The sequence below is a fragment of the Arthrobacter terrae genome (assembly GCF_015708085.1).
Classification (GTDB): domain Bacteria; phylum Actinomycetota; class Actinomycetes; order Actinomycetales; family Micrococcaceae; genus Arthrobacter_M; species Arthrobacter_M terrae.
Genome location: NZ_JADNYM010000010.1, coordinates 19,201 through 43,573, shown reverse-complemented (window position 1 = coordinate 43,573; position 24,373 = coordinate 19,201). Strand labels below are relative to the sequence as shown.

Genomic DNA, 24,373 nt, shown 5'->3' with positions numbered 1-24,373 from the left:
CCTGCGGTGATGCTACAGACCCGTAGCGGTTTCGGTGCCCGCCTTGGACAGATGTACCGGTGGTTCGGCAGAGGGTTTATCCGGGGTGCTCTTACCCAGGACATCGCCAATGCCCTTGAGCGCCTCGCCGATTTCGCTCGGGATAATCCACAGCTTGTTCGCCGAACCGTTGGCCAGTTTCGGCAGCGTCTGCAGGTATTGGTAGGCCAGCAGTTTCTGCGTGGGATTTCCCTTGTGGATGGCGTCGAAGACCTTCTGGATCGCCTGCGACTCGCCGTCCGCCCGGAGGATCGCCGCCTTGGCGTCACCCTCGGCTTTAAGGATGGCGGACTGCCGTTCACCCTCGGCCGTCAGAATGGCCGACTGCTTGGTGCCTTCCGCGGTCAGAATAGCCGCACGCCGGTCCCGCTCGGCGCGCATCTGCTTTTCCATTGAATCCTGGATAGACAGCGGCGGGTCAATGGCCTTGAGCTCGACCCGGCTGACCCGGATTCCCCACCGGCCGGTGGCCTCGTCCAGAACTCCGCGCAGCTGGCCGTTGATCTGGTCACGGCTCGTCAGCGCCTCTTCGAGGTTCAGACCGCCGACGACGTTACGCAGTGTCGTCGTCGTCAGCTGCTCTACTGCCTGAATATAGTTGGCAATTTCATACGTGGCCGCGCGCGGATCCGTGACCTGAAAATAAACCACGGTGTCAATGGAGACCACCAGGTTATCCTCGGTGATCACCGGCTGGGGCGGGAAAGACACCACCTGTTCGCGCAGATCCAGCAGCGGCAGCAGCCGGTCAACGAACGGAATCAGCAGCGTCAGCCCGGGATTGAGGGTCCGGGCGTACTTGCCAAGACGTTCGACGACGCCGGCGCGGGCCTGCGGAATAATGCGGACCGCCCGGACAAGAACGATGATCACAAAGATGATCAGGACGACCAGCACGATGGATAGTGCGACAGCCCCTGCGGACTCACCCATAGTTCCCCTCTTTTCGTTTCTTCAAGTCTCGAGTGTGATGGTTCAGAAAAGACAGTGGCTGCGGCGCAGCGGTCAGTGGCCGGCCGCCGCGCTGGGGGAGCCGGGTGAAAAAAAAGTTCCCGGAAGCGATACGACGGCGGTGGCCCCCTCGATGGCACCAACGACAACGGCCTGACCGGTCATTAGTTCCCCCGGACCCCGCGTGCGGGCGGTCCAAGTGTCTCCGCCGATTTTCACCAGCCCGGAGTGTTCGGTCACGGCTTCAACAACAACGGCGCTGTGACCGATCAACCTGTCGATATTTGTGCTGTGCTCATCGTGGTCCTTGTGCAGGTGGTTGAGCGCAACCGGCCTAATGAAGACGATCATGGCCAGGGCAACCACGCAGAACACAATGATCTGCAGCCAGAGCTGTGCACCCATGAAGGAACTGGCCAGCGCCGCGAGCGCGCCTGCGGACATCATGATGAAGAATAAGTCCAGGGTCAGCATCTCAATGCCGGCGAGGATAAGGAAGACGACGAGCCAGATTGCCCAGCCGTTTTGCACTAACCAGTCAAACATTGCAGCCCCCTTGGAAGTGAACGTAGTTTCAGCCTACTACCCTTCGTCGTTTTCGGGTCCGATCACGGCCGGCGGGGAGGCCGCAGCGCAACTTTCACCCGCGCGGCAGTCTTCTGGTCAATAATCAATAACGGAAGGCAGACGTGAGGTGCTTTTCCATTTTTACCTCCCTTCGATGAATGGTTACCGATGAAAGCCTTCCTGACCACGGATAACGTTTTCGCACGCGTGGTGCGTTTGTCCGCAGGCCTGTTCGCCTACGGCGTGGCGATCGCCCTGATGATCCGCGGGAATATCGGCGCCTCACCGTGGGACGTTTTCGGGCAGGGGGTCTCCCGGAGTACCTCGCTGAGCTTCGGTCTGTGCACCATCATCATCAGTGCGGCGGTGCTGCTGCTGTGGATTCCGCTGCGTCAGCGACCCGGCATCGGCACGGTCGCCAACGCCGTCTTAATCGGCGCGTTTGCCGATCTTGGGCTGGCGTTCATCTCACGCCCGTCGCACGTTGCCCTGCAGGCCCTGATGTTCTCCGCCGGGCTGTTCCTCTTGGCGCTGGCGACCGCCCTGTACATCGGCGCCGGCATGGGGCCGGGCCCGCGGGACGGTCTGATGACGGGGCTCGTACGGGTCACCGGCAGGCCCGTCTGGCAGATCCGCACCGGCCTTGAGCTTGTCGTCGTCGTCGTTGGTTTCTTCCTGGGCGGGGTTGTCGGCATCGGCACCCTGGCCTTCGCCGTCGCCGTCGGCCCGTTGACCCAGGTGACCTTGAAATGGCTTCATGTCGATCTGCATCAACCCACTATCCGGCGGGCACAGGCAGGGCGGGCACAGATACGGCCACGGCCACAGCGCCGGCGCACTAAGGCGATTCGGCGGACAAAGGCGACTTAGCGGACAAAGACGAGGCCTGTCAGGTCGCCGGAGTGTGGTGCGGGCAAAAAGTGCTGATCCGGAACCTCGCGGTGACCTCAGTGTGCTGCGGCAGTGCGGCCACCCGATCCCGCAGCTGCACCGGATCAAGGTGATGGCCGGAGGGCCCCATCAGGGCAATCCGGAAAACATCCTCGGGACTTAGCGACAACCGATGCGCAACATCGGTAATCCCGCCTGGCGCAAAATGGGCTGCCAGCGATGCCTGGAGGGCGCTCTGTTTGTCTTCCTGCATGCCCAGCAAGCCCGCGGCGCCGACGATCTCGGCCAAGTGTCCCGGCAGCGGGGTGGCAACGACCAGCGCACCGCGCGGCTTCAGGATGCGCGCAAACTCTGCGGGGTTGCGGGGGGCAAAGACCACGATGACGACGTCCGCGGTGCCGGCGGCAATCGGCAATGGCTGCCACACATCCCAGACAACATTCACCGTGTCCGGATTCAGCCGGGCCGCCCGGCGAAGGGCGAATTTGGAAATATCCAGCCCGATCGATGCCGGTGCCGAGCCGGCCGGTTCGTTGGCTAGGCCTAAGGAACGGGTTTGCTCGGCGGCGGCACGGTGCAGCTGGTTCAGGTAATAGCCCGTGCCGGTTCCTGCATCCACCACCAGCGGGTCGCCGCCACCAGGGGAGATAGCCAGGATGGTTGTGGCCAAGGCCTGCGCCAACGGCAGGTAGTGCCCTGCCGCCAGGAACTCATCGCGGGCAGCAGCCATTGCCGCGCTGTCCGGAATGAAGCGTGTTCCGGGTCCGGTGAGGAAGTTCACGTAGCCCTGTTTGGCAATGTCAAAGCTGTGGCCGGAATCGCAAACGAGCGCGGTTGGCTTCGCCGGTGCCGTCAAATCCACGGCAAAAGAGCCGGCGCACAGCGGGCACAAAAGTGCGGCAACTCCGGAGCGGTTCATGGTGCAAGTCTAAGCGGGTGCCGACTGCTGCCCCGAAGGAGGTGTGTTAAAGGGGACAAGTTAATGCCTGGGCTCCGGAGCCGCTGACCCGGCTACGTTAAAACCGCGGGCCGACACGATGCAGCTGAACTGAGAAGGTCACTGACCAGCCAACTGCGCAGCCATCTGCTGACGCTTGGCCACCGTCAGGACGACGACGGAGTCCTGTTCCGCTTTCAGGGCATGACGCGCATCGGGCATGGGGAGCAAATCGCCGGCGGCGCCGCTCCATTGCGCGGCCTCGGACGTCAGCAGGACGCGACCGGACACCACATAGACCGTCGCTTCGCCGGGATTAAGATGCTCATTGAGGACGGATCCGGCGCGTAATGCGATCATTGTCTGGCGCAGGATCCGCTCGTGCCCGCCATAGACCGTTTCCGCGCTGCGGCCGCTGGGTGCCCGACGGGCAATGTCCAATTGATGCCGCGCCAACGCGGTCAAAGAAGTCTTTTGCACGATATGTCTCCCTCATGGCCGGCCTTATTCGTTCAACAGTAGAGGATGCTGCGTGCCCACGGCACCCTCCCCGTGTCACGGTAGGCGGCTGGGCTGATGACATTGGCGGCAAGGAGGGGGATCCGGAGGGATTCCGGCCCACGTCCCGTGGCAGCTGCTCACCAGCTGACTCAGATGGACTGCCGGTAGCCGAAGAATTCGTGGTCATTGTTGTAGCCGCCCTGGCCCCCACCGACCTCGGAGAAGTGTTCCACAAACTCGATGCCCTTGATCCACTTGACCAGTTTGAAGCCCAGCTGCACCTCGTTGCGCAGCCGCAGCGGCGCACCGTGGCCGAAGGACAATGGCTCATCATTCATGTCATACGCGAGCATCGTCAGCCGGTAAGCCATTTGCCCGATCGGCTGCGCGTCATAGTAGATCCCCGTGTCCGGCCCTTCGGCGAAGGAGTAGAAAATAACCCACTTTGCCTCCGGCTTCGGCTTGGCGAGGTCCATTATGGTCTGCATCGAGATGCCGCCCCATTTGGCCACACCTGACCAACCTTGAATGCAGAAATGCTGCGTGATTTGTTCGTGCTGCGGGAGCGCGCGGAGTTGTTCCAGATCCAACTCCACTGGATTTTCCACCAAGCCGTTGATCCGGAGCCGGTAATCGCGGAAATTCCCGGCGCGCAATTGCTGATATTCCTGTGTTTCCGGGTACTTTCCGTTGTGCCAGAAATAGGGGGAAATGTCTTTTTCGCTGTACTGCCCGGGTTTGGAGTCAATGTGTTCAAAAAGCCGCTCCGCCGGACCGATCAGGGCATAGCCAACTTTCTGGACCTTGCGTGGGTAGCGATAGGTCAGGGGAGTGGCGGCGACCCAGGCCACGATCACAATCACCATGGAGACGGCGAAGATTGAGAATCCGAGCCAGGACTCATTGTCGGCCGCGGCATACATATGGTTGAGGTTCCGCAGCGCGCCGGTAGTCAGAACGAGAGTCACATGCACCACGATGAACAGGACAAACCAGCACAGTACGAGAAAATGCAGCGAACGGGCGGCCTGGATACTGAACAAGGAACTGATGCGACGGAACCGGGTGGAGAGCGCCGGTGACATGCCCAATCCGGTCAGCAGGGCGGCCGGCGCGGCGATGAAAACGGTCAGGAAATACGCGATCAGCTGCAGACTATTGTAATTGACCCACCCCGTCTCCACAGGCCAATCAAGTGAAAGATACTGGATGGCCACGGAAATCGCGTTGGGAATGACATCCCAGCTCATCGGTACCAACCGCATCCATTGCCCGGTGCTGAAGATAAGGACGAAAAAGACGATCCCGTTCACCAGCCACAGGGTGTCGATGCCAAGGTGCCACCAGCGTGCCAGCCCGATTGAATGCCGCCGGCCGGGCAGGCCCACACCGTCCGGAAGGGTGATGGAATCCTGCTTCGCCGTATACAGCGGATCCGGTGGAACGGGTTTCTGCATCCGGAACCAGTCCCGGCCGGGGGTCGAATGCCGGGTCCAGTAGAACCTCGGGTGGTCGGCCATGATGGTGACGCCGGAGCGGATGAGAAAAGTCATTAGGAACAAGTTCAGGAAATGCTGCCAGCCGAGCCAGGCCGGAAATCCCACCGGTGAATTCTCCGGCAGGTGTGACATACCCGGATACCGCTGCATAAAGGACTGAACACCAGGTAAGTCCCGGATACCCTTCGCAACGGCAATGCCGATAATCAACAGCAAAAGACCAATGGGAATCAACCAGAGCAGGTTAAACCACTTGGTACGTCCCACCCGGACACGCGGTGCCACGCCATACTGGGCCGGGATGCCGCCGGCCCAGCCGGCATCGACCGTATCGCCTTCCTTCTTGACCAACTCGGTCCGGAAGCTTCTGAGCACTTCCTGTCCGCTGTCGGCAGCGGTGTCATCGGGTCTGTGCTGTTCCGTACCTGTGGGGTCCATGTTGCGGAGCCTAGCAGCGGTTCCGGCCGGGCCCGGCAGATGCGGCCCGAAGGTGGCGGAGCCCTAAAACCCCAGCCCCTGCCGGGCTAGGGAGATACCGGGCTCGGCCCAGCGCTGGCTGTACTGTGCATCGTCGGCTAGGGAACGCGTCAGAGCCTTATCGATGTACAGGGTTCCGCGCAGATGGTCGGTTTCGTGCGCCACGATGCGTGCGGCCCACCCGCTGAACTCCCGATGGCACGCAAGTCCGGTGACGTCGTCGTACGTCAAATGCACCCGCGACGGACGCTCGACGACGGCCTGCCAGCCGCGCATCGACAGGCACCCTTCGTAAAAAGAGGCGGTCCCGGTGCCAATCGCCTGATAGCGGGGATTTAGCAGGGCAAGAAACTCCAACGGTGACCGCTCTCGTTCGGCACCGATTTCCGCCGGCAGGTCGTAAAGATCCTCCACCACTGCCAGTTGCAGCGGCAGTCCAATCTGCGGAGCGGCCAACCCGACCCCCGGGGCTTCATGCATGGTGCGGCGCATCAGCTCAATGAGCGCTTCGAGTTCGCTGGCGCTCAGCTGGCCGGCCACGGGCCTCGCCGGACTTCGGAGCACCGGATGCCCGGCCTGGACAATTGGCGCAAGCACCCCGGAGTCAAGCATCGTCAGCACCATGTCCCGGATCCCGGCGTCGGACAGGCCTGCGTCGGACAGGCCTGTACTGCTAAAGCCCGCCGGCGGCGGGAAAACATCGGGGGAGGCGGAATCGCTAATGCTCATGAAACCAGTTTAGGTGCCCGACAAGGCCGCCAATCGGCTAACCCTTGATCGGCCGGGGCGCACCGGGATAGCGTTGCAGCATGGCTAATGAACTAGCAGGTAAGAAGATTGCATTTTTGGTTGCCCCCAGTGGAGTGGAGCAGGTTGAACTAACCCGTCCGTGGCAGGCCGTTGTCGAAGCCGGCGGAAGCCCCGAGCTGGTATCCACCGAATCCGGCAAGGCACAGGCGTTTAATAACGACGTCGAAGCGGCAGACACGTTTCCCGTGGACAAGGTCGTCGGGTCCGCCGGAGCAGCCGAGGCAACCGCGGGGGACTATGCAGGGTTGGTGCTGCCGGGCGGCACCACTAATCCGGACAAACTTCGAACCGTCCCCGAGGCGATGATCTTCGTCAAGAGCTTCGTTGCGGCCGGAAAACCCGTCGCCGCCATTTGCCATGGGCCGTGGTCGCTGGTGGAAACCGGAGTATTGCCGGGCAAAACCCTGACCAGCTGGCCGAGCCTGCAGACTGATATCCGCAACGCGGGCGGCAGTTGGGTTGATGAAGAATCATTCACCTGCACCGAAAAGGGCTGGACCCTGGTGACCAGCCGGAAGCCCGACGATCTGGACGCTTTCAGCGCCGCCATGGTCACGGCGTTTAGCTGATCCTGCTGCGCGCCGACTGTAGTTTGCCGCCGTCGTTCTGCACAATCTGGTACAGGTTAAAGTCCTGCCAGGCACCGGCAATTTTCAGGTAATTCGGCGCCATCCCGATGCGAACGAAGCCATTATGCTCCAGTATGCGTTGCGACCGGACATTATGCAGCAGGGTTTCAGCCTGGATACGATGCAGCCCCAATGCCCCGAAGACCAATCGAAGAATGCTTCCAACGGCTGCGGTAGCTACGCCGGGGCCGTTGTCCGCAGCACCTACCCAGTAGCCCAGGCTGCACGATTGGAAGGTGCCGCGGACAATGCCGTTCAGCGTGATTCGGCCAAGCAACGTGCCAGTGCCGTCAACAATGAAAGCTGCCACATCGCCGTGGGATATGAGCTTGGTGGATATCACCGGTCAATGATTGCACGGCGCAGGCGCCGCGACGTTCAACAATGTACGTCCGGCCCGTGGCTGCCAAACAGAAATGAGACACCATGAGGCCGGATACGAAGACGGAACGGCAGCCGGCTGTGCGGCATGTTGGTGACAGCCACGATTTGATCCGGGTGCAGGGCGCGCGCGTCAATAACCTCAAGGACGTCAGCGTCGAGATCCCGAAGCGCCGCCTCACGGTCTTCACCGGCGTCTCCGGTTCGGGGAAGAGTTCCCTCGTTTTCGGCACGATTGCCGCCGAATCGCAACGAATGATCAACGAGACCTACAGTGCCTTCGTGCAGGGCTTCATGCCTACATTGGGACGTCCGGACGTTGACGTGCTGGAAGGGTTGACCACGGCGATTCTGGTTGACCAGGAGCGGATGGGCGCCAATCCGCGTTCCACCGTCGGCACTGTCACCGACGCCAACGCGATGCTGCGGATCGTCTTTAGCCGGCTCGGAAAGCCCTACGTCGGCTCGCCCCAGGCGTTCTCCTTCAACGTCGCCTCGATCTCCGGCGCCGGAGCAGTAAGCGTCGAGCGCGGCGGCAGAATGACGAAGGAAAAACGAAGCTTCAGCGTCCTGGGTGGCATGTGTGCACGCTGCGAGGGCCGGGGTACGGTGAACGACATCGACCTCACCGAGCTGTACGACGACGGCAAATCACTCAATGAGGGTGCGCTCACGATCCCCGGCTACAGCATGGACGGCTGGTACGGGCGGATCTTCGGCGGCTGTGGCTTCTATGATCCGGATAAGAAGATCAAGAAGTTCACCAGGAAGGAGCTCGACGACCTCCTCTACAAGGAGCCCACCAAGATCAAGGTCGACGGCATTAACCTCACTTACGAGGGATTGATCCCGAAGATCCAGAAGTCGATGCTGTCCAAAGACGTTGACTCGCTGCAGCCGCACATCCGCGCCTTCGTTGAGCGGGCGGTCACCTTCACCACATGCCCGGAATGCGAGGGAACCCGGCTCAGCGCCCAGGCCCGGTCGTCAAAGATCAAGGGGGTCAACATCGCCGACGCCTGCGCGATGCAGATCAGCGATTTAGCCCGGTGGGTGAGCGGACTCGACGAGCCCTCGGTGGCGCCATTGCTTGCTGCGCTTGGAGACGCCCTCGACTCCTTCGTGGACATCGGGTTGGGGTATCTCAGTCTTAGCCGACCATCCGGCACGCTCTCCGGCGGCGAATCGCAGCGGACCAAAATGATCCGGCACCTCGGTTCCTCACTCACCGACGTCACCTACGTCTTTGACGAGCCGACCATCGGGCTCCACCCGCACGACATCACCCGGATGAACAACCTGCTGCTGCAACTGCGCGACAAGGGAAACACGGTGCTGGTCGTGGAACATAAACCTGAGCTGATCACGATCGCCGATCACGTCGTCGACCTCGGTCCCCGTGCCGGCTCCGAAGGCGGCCAAGTGATGTTCGAGGGCACCGTCGACGGTCTGCGGGCCACCGACACGATCACCGGACGGCACCTGGACGACCGGGCCTCCCTAAAGGAAACGGTGCGGCAACCTTCAGGGACCTTGAAAGTGCGCGGAGCTAACGCCAACAACCTGAAGGACGTCGACGTCGACATCCCGCTCGGGGTCCTAACCGTCATCACCGGGGTGGCGGGGTCGGGCAAGAGCTCCCTGATCCGCGGCTCGGTAGCAGGACGGGACGGCGTGGTGTCCATTGATCAGGGGGCAATCCGCGGCTCGCGCCGGAGCAACCCGGCAACATACACAGGGCTCCTTGACCCGATCCGCAAGGCCTTCGCCAAGGAGAACGGCGTGAAGCCGGCGCTGTTCAGCGCCAACTCCGAGGGCGCCTGCCCCAACTGCAACGGAGCCGGGATCATTTACACGGACCTGGCGATGATGGCCGGCGTTTCCGCACCCTGTGAGGTCTGCGACGGGAAGCGGTTCCAGGCATCGGTGCTGGAATATCGGCTCAGCGGCAAAGACATCAGCGAGGTGCTCGCGATGCCGGTCGCCGAAGCCGGGGCATTCTTCGGCGACGGTGAGGCGAAGCTGCCTGCCGCCCACAGGATCCTCGCGCGGCTCGCCGACGTCGGACTTGGCTACCTGACCCTGGGCCAACCGCTCACCACACTGTCCGGAGGTGAGCGGCAGCGGATCAAGCTCGCCACGCATCTGGGGGAGAAGGGCGGGATCTACGTTCTTGACGAGCCAACCGCCGGCCTTCACCTCGCCGACGTTGATAACCTTCTTGGTCTGATCGACCGGCTCGTTGACTCCGGAAAGTCCGTCATCGTCATCGAGCACCATCAGGCGGTCATGGCGCACGCCGACTGGATCATAGATATTGGCCCCGGCGCTGGCCACGACGGCGGCCGAATAGTCTTCGAGGGCACACCGGCCGACCTCGTCGCTGCCCGTTCAACGCTTACCGGACAGTACCTCGCTGAATATGTCTGCACCTGATAGACGTCATTTGGATGGAGTAAAGCTAGTTTTATCGTTTTGTTTCAAACTTATGGTGGAACGCCGATAATCTACATTATGTCAAGTAGCTCGTTTCAAGCTGCGTTCGGTGTTCCGTATTTGTCCTTTGTCATGTATGTCATGTCATCTAAGTGTCCTGTCTCAAGGTGGGGCAATCTCACTTCACTTAAAGCATCGGTTCGGCGCGTCTCACCCAATCTAGGTCAGCGACAGGCTTTTCCGGCCTACAGTGGTCACATGGGACGTGCACTCACGGCGTCCGATGTTAGCACCGGACGAGGATCGATTCCAGGCACCCTGACGTTCAGGGAGCAGCATTCCTCTGCGCCAACCACTGGCCACCTCTCCGACTGCTAGGTGCCAGGCGGGGCCTGTGAAATCGCCTACTTCCTCGAGGCATCCGCGTGGTCATCGCCCACCCCGGCCAGCAGCAAAGGCTACGCTCGGTCCTCGACGGCCTTCTCTAGAACTGATTGCGCCCTTTCAGTGGAGTGTCGTTCCATTCCTTTGGCCCCTGGGAGCCGGCCGCGTAGTCGACAAGGGGGACCTCCTCTTTTCCCCAGGCCGCAAGAACTGGGGCGACGATGCGCCAACATTGTTCAGCAGTGTCACCGCGGACCGACAGTGACGGGTCGCCATCGAGGATGGCCGAGAGGATTTCGCCGTAGGCCAGCAGGTGCCCCGGACCGAAGCCAGCGTGCAGGTCCACCCGTTTAAGGACGCGTGGGTCACCGGGACCGTTGATGTTCAGTTCGAGAGACATCTCATCGGGAGCCAGGGCAATGCGCAGGACCGTTGGTGTGTCCAGTCCGGTGAGACCGGTGGGCAGATGTGGAACCTGTTTGAAAGTTACAATGATTTCGCGCTGCCGCTTCGCCAGCGCCTTGCCGGATCGCAGGGTGAAGGGCACACCGGCCCACCGCCAGTTTGCGATGTCAAGGGTCACCTCGGCCAGGGTTTCCGTCATCATGGCCGGGTCAACACCGGCCTCATCCACATACGACGGCAGCGCACGCTCCCCAACTTTTCCGGCCGTGTAACGCGCCCTCCTGCTGGAAGCCCGCGGATCGTCGTCGAACACGTGCGTGGCGCGAAGTACAAGCCCCTTCGCATCGCGCAGGTCGCCGGCGCCAAGCGTGGCTGGAGGTTCCATGGCCAGCACGGACATGACTTGCAAAAGATGGCTTTGAATCATGTCAATAAGTGCACCAGCCTTGTCGTAATACCGGGCCCGACCTTCCAACGCCAGCTGTTCGTCGTAGACAATCTCGACCTTCTCTATATATTTTGAATTCCACAGCGGCTCGAAAATTCCGTTGGCGAAACGCAGACCGAGCAGATTGAACACCGTGGACCGGCCCAGGAAATGGTCAACCCGGTAGATCTGTTCCTCCGGGACGAGTCTCAAAATCTGTTGGTTAAGCGCATGCGCACTTGCCTCATCGGTACCGAACGGTTTCTCCAGGGCGAACACCGTCCCTGCAGGCAACCTCACCCTTTCCAGCGCGGCGCACGCTTGGACGACGACGGCCGGGGGCAGGGCAAAGTAAATCGCTGGTGCGCCCTCGCAGGCATCGATCAGTTTCTGCAGGTCCTTCGGGGCGGTGACGTCACCGCTAAGGTAGGTCGTTGACTTCAGCACGGAGGCTGCCGCCTCACCTGTGACGGAGGCGCTGTCGAAGGACTCCTTGACCCGCTGTCGCCAAGTATCATCCGTCCATTCCCCGCTGCCGGAGCCGATCAGGTGCAGGGTGCGGCCCGGCTCCGTCATCAGTAGCTGGCCCACAGCGGGGAGCAGCAGACGTGAGGCCAGATCCCCGCGGGCTCCGAGAATAAGTATTGTTGAGACTTTCCCGGTCATAGTGCACCTTTCAAAGACATTTCATGGTCTCCGGCCCGGGCCTGACCCCACGCGCTGATCGGACTCTGAGGGCGCCGGCAGTTCGAGCATCTCCGGTCAGCCGGGTTTTAGTAGCCGGTGAACTCTTCCGTGCGGATGTCGTCGTCGTCGACGCCTGCACCGTTGAGGATGCTGCGCATGGCAGTGACCAAGCCGGCGGGGCCGCTGAGGTAGTAGATGGGCACGGTCAGGTCCTCGACGTATCTGGCTAGCATGTCCTTGTCGATGAACCCGGTTTCCCCGGTCCAGGTCCGTCGTGATTTTTCGGGTTCGGTCATGGTAGCCACGACGGTAACGTTGGGCTGCGCCCCGGCGACTCGGCCGAGTTCGTCCAGGAACGCCGCATCCTCCGGGCGCTTGTTGGAGTAGAACACAATGATCCTGTGCCCCGTCTTGTCGTGAACCGATTGGAGGGTGATGCTGCGGGCGGGTGTGATTCCGATGCCGCCGGTGAGAAAGACTGCGGGCCTGGCGACTTTGTTATGCAGGGTAAAGGACCCGTAGGGGGCGTCCAGCTCCACCTCGGTCCCGACAGGCATGTCCTTGAGCACGCGTTTGAATGCCGTGTCGCGCATGCGGGTGGTGCACATCAGGTTGGGCTCGAACGGGGCGCTGGAGAGGGTGAACCCGCGGGTGTTTCCTTCAGCATCGGTGTCCGCCGGTTCGATTAAAGTGTAGTCAGCGAATTGGCCGGCCTTGTACGTGAAGCCTTCGGGCTTTTCGAACTGGAACAACATGGTTCCTTCGGCTACTTCATCCTTCTTGACGAGTCTGGTTCTTGGCAGTGACATCGTGGAACCCCTTTTTCCTGTGATCGTGGTGCATGAACATGTTTATTGGCTGTACCCGCAGGCTCCGGCAATGAAGGGTTCCCTCACGGTGACCGGCCCGGTCCAAGTCCGGTCGGGGCGGGGCCGGGCTGTGGCTCAGGCTCACGCGTCTGGTTGATGTGGACCTCGTCCTTGGTGAGGCCGGTGACGGCATCGGCGGGCCCGAAGGACTTGCCCTCCCCCATCCCCAGAAACCTGCCGGATTCCACCACCAGGAAGCGGACACAGTTCCTGGCGGATCGATCAACAGGTCGTGGACCTTCCCGATGCCGTTGCCGGCCGTATCTTTCCCGGCGTACCTGCGGATCTTCTCATCACCGGACTTGATGGTTTCGCCCATGTCACTCAGTTTCAACAGCGCGGTCCCACGCTCATCCTCCGCAGGCGGGCTTCTATTGGCGGCCAGCGGCCAGTTTGTCGCCTTTGGTGGCGATGCTCGCCAGCAGGCTCTTCCATGAGGCGTCAAAGGACTCCGTCCCTTCGCTTTGGAGTTGCCCGGCCAGCTCCTGGTGGTCAATCCCGACCTCGGCAAAGGATGACAGGGTCTGCTTCGCGGCCCGGGACTTGGACGCCGGTAGATCCCCCACCTCTCCGTGGTCCCCAAAGGCGGCAAGCGTCGCCTCGGGCATGGTGTTGATGGTGAACGGCGCGGCGAGGGCCTGGACGTACAAAATATCGGGCGCAGCCGGGTTCTTCGTGGAGGTGCTGGCCCAGAGCAGGCGCTGGGGTCTGGCTCCCTCATTGGCGAGCCGGCCCCAGCGTGGGGACTCCAGAAGCGTACGGTAGGCCTGGTAGGCCAGCGTTGCCACGGCGATGCCCAACCGGTCCTCAAGGTGGCCCGGGACCCGGCCGGCAACGGCCTTGTCCCACCGGCTGACGAACACGGAGGCGACCGAGGGGACCACGGGATTCAACCCGGCGGCCACCCGCCGCTCGATGCCACGAAGGTACGCCTCGGCAGCGTCCTGATACTGTCCGGCCGAGAAAAGCAGGGTCACGTTGATGGGCACCCCCGCGAAGATGCACTCCTCAATGGCAGGAAGGCCCTCGGCCGTGCCAGGGATCTTGATGAAGATGTTCGGACGTTCCGATCTGGCATGCAACGCCTTGGCCTGCTCCACTGTTGCACCGGTGTCGTGGGCCAGCAGCGGCGAGACTTCCAAGGAGACCCAGCCGTCGACCCCGTCAGTGCGCTCATGGACCGGCCCGAAAAGGTCTGCTGCCCGCCGCAGGTCGGCCAATGCGAGGTCGAAGAAGACCTCCTCCTTGTCCGTCCCGGCACCCTCTCCGGCGGCAATGTCCTCGTCATAGTCCGCACCCGCCTCGATGGCCTTGTCAAAAATGGTCGGGTTGGACGTGAGCCCGGTGATCGAGTCGTCGCTGATATAGCGCTCAAGCGTGCCGGAATCGAGCAGGTTCCGCGTGATGTTGTCCAACCAGAGGCTCTGGCCGGCCGCGTGAAGTTGCTGTGTGGGTTTCATCGTATTTCCTTGTTTGTCAGGTCCGGATTTTGGGGGTCACTGCTCCGCCAGTCCCTGCGCGGCGGCCACAATATGCCGGGACGATATGCCGGCAGCGTCAAGGAGTTCGGCGGGTCTCCCCGAGGTGGGCAGTCCCTGGACGGCCAGGTGCGCGATCCGCAGTGGCGGCACGGAAGCGTTGGCCAGTGCTTCCAGCACGGCGCTGCCCAGTCCCCCTTCGGGATAGTGGTCCTCCACAACAACCAGGCGGCTGCCGGTGACCTTGCAGGCCTCAACCAGGGCTGCCCTGTCGATGGGTTTGACCGAGTAGGCGTCAATGACCCGGGCCTTGATGCCCAGTCCCGCGAGTTCCTCGGCCGCGGCCAGACACTCATGAAGTGTCACACCAGCCCCGATCAGAGCCACCTGGTCCTCGGGTCCGGCGTGGTGGAGCTTGGAGCCGCCGATCAGGAACGTTTCCTCAGCGGGGTAGATCACCGGGTAGGCGCCCCTTGTGGTGCGTAAATACACAATTCCGTCGGTGTCTGCCATCGTCAGCGTGAGCTTGGCAGCGCAGACCGCGTCGGCCGGGTACAGGACGATGGAGCCGTACACGGCGCGCAGGGCGGCAAGATCCTCCAAGGCCATCTGGGACGGCCCGTCCTCCCCGATCTCAACCCCGGCGTGGGAACCCACCAAACGGATGTTGGCCCGGGAGATCGCGGCCATGCGGATGAAGTCATAGGCACGGGAGAAGAACACGGCAAAGGTGGAGGCAAAGGGGATGTATCCGCGCACCGCGACGCCCACGGCCGATGCGACCAGCTGCTGCTCGGCGATGAACATTTCAAAGTACCGTTCCGGACACACCTTCGCGAACTCCTCGGCGTGCGTGGAGTTCCCAACTTCCCCGTCAAGGACCACGACCTCCGGGCGGACCGCCAAGGCGGCGATGGCGGCCCCGAAGGCCACCCGGGTGGCCACCTTCTCACCGAGTTCATAACCCGGAAGAACGACGGCGGCACCCGGGTCCGCAGTGATGGCCGGGACCGCCGGTCCCGCGGACGGGGAAGGTGTCGTGACCCGCAAACTCGTGGGCCCGCCCAACGCCGCGATGGCGCGTTCGGCCATCTCCGCCGGGAGGGCCTTGCCGTGCCAGCCATTCTTGTCCTCCAGCTCCGGCACGCCCTTGGCCTTGATAGTCCTGGCCAGGATCACCGTCGGCTGGTCGGTGCCGTCGCGGACCTGCCCCAGTGCCGCATCGATGGCGGCCAGGTCGTGGCCGTCAACAACAATGGCGCGGGCCCCAAACGCTTCCACCCGGGCGGCATACCGCTCCACATCCCATTGAAGTTCGGTAGGCCCGCGCTGGCCCAGCCGGTTGATGTCCACGATCGCGGTCAGGTTCCCCAACTTGTAGTAGCTGGCCTTGTCCAACGCCTCCCAGATCGAGCCTTCGGCCGTCTCGCTGTCCCCGCACAATACCCACACATGGTATGGCAGTTTGTCGAGGTATTTTCCGGCCAAGGCGATCCCGACTCCGTCCGGAAGGCCCTGCCCCAGGGACCCGGTGGCCACATCGACCCACGGCAGTGCCGGGGTCGGGTGACCGGCCAAGCGCGCCCCCAGCCTTCGGTAGGTGTTGACGAGCTCGTCCTCATCAACCACCCCAACGGCCCGGTACATGGAGTACAGCAGCGGAGAGGCGTGGCCCTTGGAGAAGATCAAATGGTCATTCGCCGGGGAATGGGGCTGGCCCCAGTCGTAGCACAGATGCCCGACCAGCAGGACCGCCATCAGATCCGCCGCAGACAAGGACGAGGTGGGATGCCCGGAGCCGGCACTAGTGCTGCAGCGGATGGAATCCACCCGCAACTGGCCAGCCAGCCTCCGGCACAGGTCAAGCTGATCTTCATTCATGGTTGTGCTCCTGCTAAACGGGAACTCGTGGAAATCTTCCATGAGTATTGAAGACAGGGAGCTGCAGGGTCCAGGCGGCACCTCTTTCCAAGCTACACCCGCGCACCCCGACCGGCCAGAGCGCGGCCAGAGAACCTCTTTCCTATGGTGTCGCCACGGTGAGAGCGGCCCCCCTGTTGCGCTGTTCGGCACAGTGGTAGGTTTCCTCACAAGGTTGCCGCGACGCAGGGCAGCTGACGGCCACGGTGTCAGCATCGGCCCGGCTGCACTATTGACCACCCAAGGGGGCCAGGATCGCGGTGCACCGTGGGAACAAGTCCAGCAGATAAGACAGTTCCTCCCGAAGGCGGTGGCACTTTCCATCGCGGGAAAATCCTCATCATCACCCTCGCAGCCGCTTTGGGGGGTCTCTTGTTCGGTTTTGACACCTCTGTGATCAACGGGGCGGTCAATTCGATCCAGTCCGACTTCAGTCTTGGCTCTGCAGCAGTGGGAATCACCGTGGCCATCACCTTGATCGGATGCGCCATCGGAGCCTGGTTCGCTGGCCAACTTGCCGATGTCTGGGGCCGCAAGCCCGTCATGGTTCTGGCCGCGTCCTTGTTCGTGATCAGCTCCATCGGCTCGGCCTATGCCTTCGCCGTGTGGGACCTGATGTCATGGCGGATTATTGGCGGGCTGGCCATTGGCATCGCCTCAGTGATAGCCCCTGCCTACATCGGTGAAATGGCTCCTGCACGGATACGGGGCGGGCTCAGCTCGCTCCAACAATTGGCCATCACGCTGGGCATCTTCCTGGCGCTGCTTTCAGACGCGGGCCTGGCAAGGGCCGCCGGTGGAGCCGGGAACCAGTTGTGGTGGGGCATGCCTGCCTGGCGGTGGATGCTACTGGTCGGTGTCATTCCTGCCGTCGTCTATGGCGTCCTGTCACTGACGATTCCCGAGTCACCCCATTTCCTGATCCGCAAAGGCCGCAACCGGGATGCGCTGGCAGTCATCCGGCGCGTCACTGGTTCAGTAGATCCGGACCAGCGCCTGAAAGAAATCGAGGAGAGCCTGGAAAACGAACGGCACTCCACCTACCGTGATTTGCGCGGTCCTGCATTCGGGCTTCAACCCATCCTGTGGATCGGCATCGGAATGGCTGCTTTTCAACAGCTCGTCGGCATCAACGCGATTTTCTACTACTCCACCACGTTGTGGGAATCAGTGGGTTTCAGCCAGCGGGACTCGTTCACAACGTCCGTCATCACCGCCACCATTAATGTGCTGCTGACGTTTGTCGCTATTTTCTTCGTCGACAAGGTCGGACGCAAGCGCCTGCTGCTGGTCGGTTCAGCGGGCATGTTCGTGGGACTCATCGCGGCCGCAATATCCTTTTCCCAAGCCACCGGTTCGGGAGACTCAGTCTCCCTCCCGGCGCCGTGGGGGCCGATTGCGTTGGTTGGCGCGAACCTGTTCGTCATCTTCTTCGCCGCCACGTGGGGGCCGGTGATGTGGGTGGTCCTCGGGGAAGTCTTCCCGAACAAGATCCGCGGCCTGGCCCTGGGCATCGCGACAGCTTTCAACTGGATCTTCAACTTCATCGTGACGCTGCTCTTCCCGATCATGAGCGCTGCCGTCGGCCTTGGCTATGTCTATGCCGGCTTTGCCTTCTTTGCCGTCCTGTCCTTCTGGTTTGTCAAAGCCCTGCTTCCGGAGGTCAGCGGGCTCGAACTTGAAGACAAAAACAAACTGGTGCGCCACAAGAAGCCATTGACTACGTAGCGGCCACAAGCACTTCGGCACACCGCTCCCCATTGCTCAAATGAGAGGCTCATGCGGCGATGTTCGGAACCTCGGGAGCACAGTTGTGGCCCGGTTCCCGCTTTTCTGCCCTCGGACGATCGTCGAAGGCAAGATTCGTACCGCAAGCCCGACGTCAGCACAGCCGCCCTGCCCAGACACTGCAGCGACGCAACTTTACCGCTCGTCCGGAGGGTCGATAAGACCAATCGCCGGCCGGCGCCGTAGCCTAGCTGATGCGGGCGTGGGGGGCTACGCTCGATTTTATGGAACCGCCAACAGATCCACAGTCTTTCCCCTCGGACGGTGCACCCACCAAGCAGCCTCCCCCGCCCGCGGCTGATGAGGGACCGCACGCGTACAGAAGTTTCCGGTCAGAGCTGACCCGCAAGGACGACGACGTCATTGACGCCCAGTGGGCCGGCTCTATTCCGGCGCAGTACGGTGTGGCCCCCCGTGTGCGAATTGGTGAACGCAAGTGGTTCAACCTGCTCTGGCTGATCCCGATCGGCTTCGTGCTGCTGGTCATCGGGATCGCTGTGGCCAAGGGAATCCGAGGGCTCCCTGGTGTACAAACCTTCATGGCCGAGTATCCGGGGGCGTCCAGCCGTCCGGCCGGCGCGCCGGTGGGTTTCCCGGCCTGGCTGGGTTGGCAGCATTTCCTGAACCTGTTTTTCATGATTTTCATCATCCGCTCCGGCTGGCAGATCCTGGCCGACCATCCCCGGCTGTACTGGACCCGTCACAGCGGTCCCGGCCGGAATTGGTTCCGGATGCAGATACCTGTCCCCGAAGACCCCCTTTATACCGCGAAGCAGGATTCGATCACGCTGCCCTCCGGGGTCGGCTTACCGGGCCGGCGCCATACCATCGGGCTGGCACGATGGTGGCATCTCGGCGTTGACACGCTGTGGCTGCTCAATGGCCTGATCTTCTATATCCTGCTCTTTTCCACCGGGCAGTGGCTGCGTCTGATCCCGCTGCACTGGGACGTCATTCCCAACTCCATCTCGGTCGCCATCCAATACCTCTCCCTGGACTGGCCCGTAGAAACCGGATGGACCAACTACAACAGCCTGCAGCTCATCGCGTACTTCGTCACGGTCTTCATCGCCGCCCCGCTGGCCATGATCACCGGATTGGGCATGTCGCCGGCATTATCGACCAAGTTCAGCTGGGTCAGCTCTGTGTTCAGTATCCAGGTGGCCCGGTCGCTGCACTTTTTGGTCATGTGCTGGTTTGTGCTCTTCATCATCATCCACGTCACCCTGGTCCTGACAACGGGAGCGCTGAACAACCTCAACCACATGTACGCCTCACAGAACACTGAGTCCTGGACCGGGTTCTGGATCTTCGCGGCGTCCATGGTCGTCGTCATTGTTGGCTGGGTTGCCGCCACCCCCCTGACTTACCGCTACCCACGGATGGTGCAACGTATCGGGTATGCCTTAATCGGTCCGGCACAACGGTTATTTGAACATATTGATTCCAAACCGGGCCAGTACACGGAAAAGGACATCTCGCCGTATTTCTGGCACAACGGCAAATACCCCGAATCACGGGAGTACCAGGGCCTGCGGGACGGCAACTTCGCCAACTACCGCCTGCGGATCAACGGACTGGTGGAGAACCCTGTGGAACTGGATCTGGGCCAGCTGCGCGCGCTCCCCCACCACGAGCAGATCACCCAACACTTTTGCATCCAGGGCTGGTCAGGGGTGGCGAAATGGGGTGGTGTGTCAATGCAGACCATCATGGATTTGGTTAAACCGAAGCCGGAGGCGAAATGGGTGATCTTCTATTCCTTCGCCGACGGCTCCGACGGCGGCATTTACTACGATGCCCAAGCCATCGAACAAATGCATTACGACCTGACCATGCTCGCCTATGACATGAACGACGGTGCCCTCTCCTTCGGCCACGGCGCCCCGTTGCGGTTGCGTAACGAGGTGGAACTCGGCTTCAAAATGGTCAAGTGGATCAAGGGCATCGAGTTTGTTGAAAGCTTCTCCGAGGTCGGCGGTGGCGAGGGCGGTTACAACAACGACCACGAGTTCTTCGGCTACAGCCAATCCATCTGAACAACCCACACACTGGCTGCACAGCCGCCATTAGGAGGATCGCTAAATGGAAACCCTGGAGACCTTTGTCATAGTCGGTGCTGGGCTTGCCGGCGCGAAAGCGGCCGAAGCGTTGCGGACCGAGGGCTTTACAGGCCGCATCGTGCTGCTTGGGCAGGAACCAGAGCGCCCCTATGAGCGCCCCCCGCTGTCAAAGGATTATTTGCAGGGCAAATCAGAAAAGAAAAAGATCTACGTCCACCCCAAGGCCTGGTATGCCGAACACGACGTCGAACTGCGGACCAGCCAAACGGTCACGGCAATTGACCCCGCCAACCACTTGGTCAGCCTGGCCGTCGGGGACCCGGTGGTGTCCTACGACAAGCTGCTTATCACCACCGGTGCGTCACCACGCATTCTGTCCCTGCCCGGCGCAGACCCACACCGCGTCTACTACCTGCGGCGGATTGAGGACAGCGAGCAGCTCAAGTTCGCTTTCACGACCGCCTCGCGTGTGGTGATCGTCGGAGCCGGCTGGATCGGGCTGGAAGTCGCCGCAGCCGCGCGGGCCGCCGGACTTCAGGTGACGGTGCTCGAACGCGGCGAACTGCCGCTGCTGCGCGTGTTGGGTAGGGAAGCAGCACAACTATTTGCCGACCTGCACCGTGCCCATGGGGTGGACCTGCGCCTGGGCGCCCGGGTTGCACAGATCACCGGCGATGATCCCCACCGCGCAACAGGCGTGGAACTCGCCGACGGGTCGCGCATAGACGCGGACCTTGTGGTGGTCGGTGTCGGCGCCGTGCCCAACACCTCATTGGCCAAGGCGGCGGGCCTGGCCGTCGACAACGGGATCGTGGTAGATGAGCACCTGCGGTCCTCGTCTCCGGATATCTACGCCGCAGGAGATGTGGCCAATGCCTTCCACCCACTGCTGGGAGAGCACATCCGCATTGAGCACTGGTTCAACGCCCTGAGCCAGCCGGCCGTGGCCGCCCGGTCCATGCTGGGTGCGGACGCGGCCTATGATGAGGTCCCGTACTTTTACAGCGACCAGTACGAGTTGGGGATGGAGTACTCCGGCTACGTGGGAGCGGGAGGCTACGACGAGGTGGTCTTTCGCGGGGACAAGGAGAAGCTGGAGTGCATTGTCTTCTGGCTCAAGGACCGCCGGGTGCTGGCCGGGATGAATATCAATGTCTGGGACCAGACCGACACCATCAAGGCATTGGTGCGCGGCGGACAGCCTGTCGACCCTGCGCACCTGGCTGACACCGGCACCCCGTTGTCGGACGTCAGCGCCGCCGAACCCCCGAACACTCAGTAGTGCAAGGACGGTCGGAGCAGGCCAACAAGTTCCTCCCCGTCCAGATAGCGGCGGAGATTTGCCGTAAAAGCGGCGATGAGCCGTTCGTTCCCGCTCCGCGACACGGAGGCAGCGCGGGGGCTGATCAAGACGTTGGGCAGGGACCGGAGCACGCTCTGGGACGGCAACGTTTCGGCAGCAAAGGCGTCCAGAACGGCTGCCGCCGGCTGGCCGTGCTCTAGACCTGTGACCAGCGCCCGCTCGTCAATGACGGCGCCGTGTCCGATGTTGACCAGGACCGCGTCGGCGCGCATCCGGCTGATCGCGCTGTCCCCGATCAGGCCAGTGGTCTTTTCTGTCAGGGGCAAGGCCAGCACGACGGCGGGGGAGACAGGGAGCATGTCCCCCAGAAACCGTGCGGGCCGCAGCTGGTCCACGTTCGGCGCCCGCCCGTTCCCTGTCCGGGTGACGGCCAGTACATGCATGCCGAACGCCTTGCCCAGCCGGGCTACTTCCGCCCCGGCCGGGCCCAGTCCGAGAACAAGCAAGGTCTGCCCGGCGAGCTCGGCCATAGCGGACTGCTCCGAGTGGCCCAGGGAAGCAGAGCGCAGGGGCGCAAGCCCTTGGGCGAAGGCGAGCAGGGCAAAGATCGCGAACTCCGCCCGCGGTCCGGCCTGGATGCCGTCCACCCCGGTGATCTGTAACCTGTCCAGTTCTTGGGCGGTCAGCCCGGCGGCCTGCACCAATCCGCCCGGCCCGCTAACCGTTGCCTGCACCCACCGTAGCCCTGTGTTGGAACGCACCAGGTCCGCCAGGCCTTCCGCAGTGTTTTGGGGCCAACCGAGGATGATCTCCGCCTCGGCCAGCGTCGTTGGCCAGTGGAAATCATGGTCCCGGGTCCGTTGAATGGCGCCGGTGCCGCTGTCGTGTCCGGGGAACCGCGGTGCCGGCACCAGCTGCGGCTCATAGCGCACATCAAGCCGGTCATCGACCGCCTTGATGGCGGCCACCCATCCCGGTTCGATCGTGGTGGCAACCGCCACGACGATCCGTCTCCCGCCCACCATCTCCTGGTCCGTGGTCACCATTTCATCGTAGATGAAGCCGGCCATACGGTCGAGGCTCCTGCGGACAGCCGGGCAAGTCCTGGGAGACCGTTCCAGATGACGGCGTTCATACCGGTCAGGGCGGAGGGCATCCTCTGCAACTGGCATCGGCCGTCATGTCCCTGGCCCAACCCGACCGCTCCGAGGCCTTCTACCGGGAGTTTTGGGTGTGGGATGTCGCTGTCCACGATGAATCCGTGGCACCGCTGCGAGCAGGTCCGGCGGAAGCACTCCAACCAAGTGACGCGCCAAACAATCGACGGTTTCAGCCTGGTGGAGGGGCAGGGTCCGTGACAGGTTGTCCGTGGTGGACGATCTGCAACGGCTCGCCTCCCCCAGGGCGTACGCCGTCCTCGTGTGGCTGATCTCCATCCGGAGCGTGCGCCCGGCCGCGAGCAGGCCGAACGCGAGTCGGGCAAGCCCCGGCGTCGACCCCCCAGCCCGTCCGAACGAACCGCACGGAGACCGGGGTCGAAAGGCACGAAGGATGTGCCGGTGCCTTCTGCGGATGCGAGCAGGTAGGCGTCGAACATTTGCATCCATGCCGCGGCGTGGACCGGGGCGGCCGCCAGCCCGGCCACTGCTGACGTGCCGGAGCCCCAACCTGGGGTGATGGTCAAGACCGGATCCTGTCGGCAGCGGGCTCCGGGATGACAACCACTGGGCAGTCCGCGTGCGCCACCACATGCTGGCTCACCGAGCCCAACAACACCCCGACGAATCCGCCATGGCCCCGGGAACCCACGACCACCATGGCCGCGCCTTCCGCGCTGAGCACCAGTATCTGTGCCGGATGGCCCTCAAGTGCCTCGCAACTGATCTTCACGCCCTCTCCGACCACGGCCGCCTCCCCATGTCCGGTCACCTCTGCCAGCGCAGCATCGGCCAATTGTTGCGCCGATTCCCCCGACGGTCCCCTCCGTGGAGTCCAGCCATTCGGGGCCGGGTAGAACTCCGGGGGCTGCCAGGCCAGAACGGCGTGAACGCGGACGCCACGCAACTTTGCCTCAGCCACGGCCCATCCCAGTGCCGCCAGCGATCCTTCCGAGCCATCGACCCCCACCACGATCCTCCCAGCGCCGGAGGAGGCGTCGGGATCCGTGCCGGAGTCGGTTGCCTCCGGCTCCCTTGCAGACTGGTTTTCACTCATCGTTGCAGTTCCTTCTACAGGTTTTTCTCTGCGGCGCACATTCCGTCCTTCAGCAGCGGCAGCGGCCGCCGGCCTGCGGGCAGGCTTGGCTGGGGCCTCGCGGCACCGCCGCGGTCCTGGGTCTGTGGGTGCCGTGAGAAAACGCCACAGGTGCCACTCACCGCGTGTCTTCGGGCCGATGCCGCCGGGAATCCGGGATCACAACCACCGGGCAGCGGGCGTGTGCCACCACATGCTGGCTCACCGAGCCCAGCAGCGCTCCGATGAAACCACCGTGGCCCCGGGAACCCACCACCACCATGGCCGCGTCTTCGCTGGCACGAACGAGGACCTCTGCGGGGTGTCCCTCAACAGCTTCCCACGTGATCGCTGGGCGCTCGCCCGCTCCTGCCTCGGATCCGAGCCGGGCAAGTTCGGTCTCGGCAGCATCAGCCAGTATTGATCCCGTATCGCCGGAAGGATCCATGCCCAGCACCAGACCGTTGCCGGCACCGTAATATTGGGGCTGCTGCCAGGCCATCACGAGGTGGAGGCCAGCCCCGTGCAGCCGTGCTTCGGACACCGCCCAATGCAGCGCTGCCTGTGATCCTTCCGAACTGTCCACTCCGACCACCACCCTTTGCCCGTGCGCAGGAATCACCTCATCGTCTCTGTCTGTTTGGGCCGTCACAAATGTGTTTTCCTTCGCAGTCATGGTTCGCTTCCTTCCAAAAGTTC

At 62.6% G+C, this 24,373-nt stretch carries 21 protein-coding genes; 6 read left to right on the top strand and 15 right to left on the bottom strand.

Going from position 1 to position 24,373, the window contains the following annotated elements:
* Positions 1 to 12: 12 nt before the first annotated feature.
* Together IV500_RS09195 and IV500_RS09190 are read right to left on the bottom strand one after the other, a co-directional pair.
* Positions 13 to 972 (bottom strand): SPFH domain-containing protein, encoded by a 960-nt coding sequence (locus tag IV500_RS09195; protein WP_196396512.1) that lies wholly within the window; start codon positions 970 to 972, stop codon positions 13 to 15.
* Positions 973 to 1,044: 72 nt separating this feature from the next.
* The gene (locus tag IV500_RS09190) at positions 1,045 to 1,536 is read right to left on the bottom strand and encodes an NfeD family protein (protein ID WP_196396511.1); all 492 of its coding nucleotides are present in this window, start codon (positions 1,534 to 1,536) and stop codon (positions 1,045 to 1,047) included.
* A 189-nt stretch (positions 1,537 to 1,725) separates the two neighbouring features.
* On the opposite strand from IV500_RS09190, the gene yczE reads away from it, so the two are divergent.
* On the top strand, positions 1,726 to 2,427 hold the full coding sequence (yczE, locus tag IV500_RS09185) for a membrane protein YczE (protein ID WP_196396510.1): 702 nt from the start codon (positions 1,726 to 1,728) through the stop codon (positions 2,425 to 2,427).
* 19 nt (positions 2,428 to 2,446) lie between these two features.
* Here yczE and IV500_RS09180 read toward each other — a convergent pair whose 3' ends face one another.
* From IV500_RS09180 to IV500_RS09165, 4 genes are all read right to left on the bottom strand, one after another.
* Entirely contained in the window at positions 2,447 to 3,367 is a 921-nt protein-coding gene (locus tag IV500_RS09180; protein ID WP_196396509.1) for a putative RNA methyltransferase, read from the bottom strand.
* Positions 3,368 to 3,505: 138 nt separating this feature from the next.
* Entirely contained in the window at positions 3,506 to 3,865 is a 360-nt protein-coding gene (locus tag IV500_RS09175) for a cupin domain-containing protein (protein ID WP_196396508.1), read from the bottom strand.
* Between the two features lie 170 nt (positions 3,866 to 4,035).
* The gene (locus IV500_RS09170; protein WP_196396507.1) at positions 4,036 to 5,823 is read right to left on the bottom strand and encodes a molybdopterin-dependent oxidoreductase; all 1,788 of its coding nucleotides are present in this window, start codon (positions 5,821 to 5,823) and stop codon (positions 4,036 to 4,038) included.
* Between the two features lie 63 nt (positions 5,824 to 5,886).
* Positions 5,887 to 6,591 (bottom strand): peptide deformylase, encoded by a 705-nt coding sequence (locus tag IV500_RS09165; protein ID WP_196396506.1) that lies wholly within the window; start codon positions 6,589 to 6,591, stop codon positions 5,887 to 5,889.
* Positions 6,592 to 6,671: 80 nt separating this feature from the next.
* Here IV500_RS09165 and IV500_RS09160 point away from each other — a divergent pair, with 80 nt between their 5' ends.
* Entirely contained in the window at positions 6,672 to 7,241 is a 570-nt protein-coding gene (locus IV500_RS09160) for a type 1 glutamine amidotransferase domain-containing protein (protein WP_196396505.1), read from the top strand.
* Here IV500_RS09160 and IV500_RS09155 read toward each other — a convergent pair.
* The gene (locus IV500_RS09155) at positions 7,234 to 7,644 is read right to left on the bottom strand and encodes a GNAT family N-acetyltransferase (protein WP_196396504.1); all 411 of its coding nucleotides are present in this window, start codon (positions 7,642 to 7,644) and stop codon (positions 7,234 to 7,236) included. The genes IV500_RS09160 and IV500_RS09155 overlap by 8 nt on opposite strands.
* Before the next feature lie 83 nt (positions 7,645 to 7,727).
* On the opposite strand from IV500_RS09155, the gene IV500_RS09150 reads away from it, so the two are divergent.
* Positions 7,728 to 10,118, top strand: coding sequence for an ATP-binding cassette domain-containing protein (locus IV500_RS09150; RefSeq protein WP_196396503.1), 2,391 nt, complete (start codon positions 7,728 to 7,730; stop codon positions 10,116 to 10,118).
* 484 nt (positions 10,119 to 10,602) lie between these two features.
* On the opposite strand, the gene IV500_RS09145 is transcribed toward IV500_RS09150, so the two are convergent.
* From IV500_RS09145 to IV500_RS09125, 5 genes are all read right to left on the bottom strand, one after another.
* On the bottom strand, positions 10,603 to 12,000 hold the full coding sequence (locus IV500_RS09145) for a glucose-6-phosphate dehydrogenase (RefSeq protein ID WP_196396502.1): 1,398 nt from the start codon (positions 11,998 to 12,000) through the stop codon (positions 10,603 to 10,605).
* A 107-nt stretch (positions 12,001 to 12,107) separates the two neighbouring features.
* Positions 12,108 to 12,830 carry an FAD-dependent oxidoreductase gene (locus tag IV500_RS09140; protein ID WP_196396501.1) on the bottom strand — a complete coding sequence of 241 codons (723 nt, stop codon included), beginning with the start codon at positions 12,828 to 12,830 and terminating at the stop codon, positions 12,108 to 12,110.
* A gap of 83 nt (positions 12,831 to 12,913) precedes the next feature.
* Positions 12,914 to 13,054 carry a hypothetical protein gene (locus tag IV500_RS09135; protein WP_196396500.1) on the bottom strand — a complete coding sequence of 47 codons (141 nt, stop codon included), beginning with the start codon at positions 13,052 to 13,054 and terminating at the stop codon, positions 12,914 to 12,916.
* Positions 13,055 to 13,261: 207 nt separating this feature from the next.
* The gene (tal, locus tag IV500_RS09130; protein ID WP_196396499.1) at positions 13,262 to 14,350 is read right to left on the bottom strand and encodes a transaldolase; all 1,089 of its coding nucleotides are present in this window, start codon (positions 14,348 to 14,350) and stop codon (positions 13,262 to 13,264) included.
* 36 nt (positions 14,351 to 14,386) lie between these two features.
* Entirely contained in the window at positions 14,387 to 16,249 is a 1,863-nt protein-coding gene (locus IV500_RS09125; protein WP_196396498.1) for a transketolase, read from the bottom strand.
* A gap of 306 nt (positions 16,250 to 16,555) precedes the next feature.
* Here IV500_RS09125 and IV500_RS09120 point away from each other — a divergent pair, with 306 nt between their 5' ends.
* The 3 genes from IV500_RS09120 to IV500_RS09110 all read left to right on the top strand — a co-directional run bounded on the left by IV500_RS09120 (position 16,556) and on the right by IV500_RS09110 (position 21,421).
* Positions 16,556 to 18,016 (top strand): sugar porter family MFS transporter, encoded by a 1,461-nt coding sequence (locus IV500_RS09120; RefSeq protein ID WP_196396497.1) that lies wholly within the window; start codon positions 16,556 to 16,558, stop codon positions 18,014 to 18,016.
* A 284-nt stretch (positions 18,017 to 18,300) separates the two neighbouring features.
* A complete protein-coding gene (locus IV500_RS09115) occupies positions 18,301 to 20,115 on the top strand; it encodes a molybdopterin-dependent oxidoreductase (protein ID WP_196396496.1) in 1,815 nt (604 codons plus the stop codon).
* A gap of 46 nt (positions 20,116 to 20,161) precedes the next feature.
* A complete protein-coding gene (locus tag IV500_RS09110) occupies positions 20,162 to 21,421 on the top strand; it encodes an NAD(P)/FAD-dependent oxidoreductase (RefSeq protein ID WP_196396495.1) in 1,260 nt (419 codons plus the stop codon).
* Here IV500_RS09110 and IV500_RS09105 read toward each other — a convergent pair.
* The 3 genes from IV500_RS09105 to IV500_RS09095 form a co-directional block, all read right to left on the bottom strand.
* Entirely contained in the window at positions 21,415 to 22,512 is a 1,098-nt protein-coding gene (locus IV500_RS09105; RefSeq protein ID WP_196396494.1) for an NAD(P)-dependent oxidoreductase, read from the bottom strand. The genes IV500_RS09110 and IV500_RS09105 overlap by 7 nt on opposite strands.
* Positions 22,513 to 23,122: 610 nt before the next feature.
* Positions 23,123 to 23,656: a universal stress protein gene (locus tag IV500_RS09100; RefSeq protein ID WP_196396493.1), complete on the bottom strand. Its 534-nt coding sequence runs from the start codon at positions 23,654 to 23,656 to the stop codon at positions 23,123 to 23,125.
* A gap of 157 nt (positions 23,657 to 23,813) precedes the next feature.
* Positions 23,814 to 24,350 carry a universal stress protein gene (locus IV500_RS09095; RefSeq protein WP_196396492.1) on the bottom strand — a complete coding sequence of 179 codons (537 nt, stop codon included), beginning with the start codon at positions 24,348 to 24,350 and terminating at the stop codon, positions 23,814 to 23,816.
* Positions 24,351 to 24,373 lie beyond the last annotated feature (23 nt).